This window comes from Flavihumibacter sp. CACIAM 22H1 (assembly GCF_001601815.1).
Lineage (GTDB): Bacteria > Bacteroidota > Bacteroidia > Chitinophagales > Chitinophagaceae > Flavihumibacter.
This window is the reverse complement of the sequence record NZ_LUKG01000127.1, coordinates 6,421-7,466: the sequence shown is the minus strand read 5'-3', so window position 1 is coordinate 7,466 and position 1,046 is coordinate 6,421. Positions and strand designations below refer to the sequence as shown.

Genomic DNA, 1,046 nt, shown 5'->3' with positions numbered 1-1,046 from the left:
GCTCTGATTATATTTTCGATTTCCGGGCATGGGAATTTCAACACGAATACCCTACCCTATGGAGTGAATATGAAGTAGAGATTCCGGAGTATTATGATTATGTATTCCTGGCACAGGGGTATAAATCTTATCACATCAATACCTCTAAAGATGGTTCCCGTACCTATCGCATTCATAGAAGACGTTCTGAGGGACTCGGTTCTACCAACGATGATATTGTGCTGACTGGTATGGCGAAAATGAAAAGATGGGTAATGAAAGATGTACCTGCCCTGAAAGCAGAAAGTTTTGTTACTACAATGGAAAATTATCGTAGTAAAATTGAGTTTCAGCTCTCTGCTGTGCGGTATCCTAATCAGCCTGTACAAATGGTAATGGAAAGCTGGCCTAAGGTTACCGAAAACCTGATGAAAAGTGAGGCTTTTGGTGATGCTATGCAAAAAGCGGAAGGCAGCCTGGATGAGCCATTGAAGCCGCTGATGTTAACCGCAAAAGATCCTGTTCAAAAAGCCCGCCTTATTTTCGAATATATCCGGGATAATTTTACCTGGAATGGTTACCGCGGAATTTATACCAGTGGTAGCATTAAGAACCTGATCAAAACAAAAACCGGTAGTGTAGCAGATATAAACCTGCTGCTGACGGCCACGCTGAAATCCATGGGTTTCACTGCATACCCTGTTATCCTTAGCACACGTGATCTTGGTTATACGCACGAACTATATCCATTAATGGACCGGTTCAACTATGTAATATGTGCGGTACTGATCGGAGAAGAGGACTATCTCCTCGATGCTTCTGATCCGGATTTGGGATTTGGACGCCTACCCAACAAATGTTACAATGGGCATGCCCGGGTATTAACGGCCGACCCGCTTCCGATCGACCTCGCTGCCGACTCCCTGCTGGAGAAAAAAGTTACCCTCGCAACCATTGTTGCCAGCCCGGTTGAAATAAAGGGAAATGTGCAATCCAATTTAGGCTATTTCGGTTCCTCTTATTACAGGAATATTGTGCGGCAAAAGGGACAGGATGCTTTATTTAAT

Annotated in this window: 1 protein-coding gene; it reads left to right on the top strand. The window is 44.0% G+C overall.

Annotated elements, in window-relative coordinates; all coding sequences use genetic code 11:
* A partial coding sequence (locus tag A1D16_RS20730; protein ID WP_366207089.1) for a transglutaminase domain-containing protein occupies nucleotides 1-1,046 on the top strand: 1,046 nt, incomplete at both ends.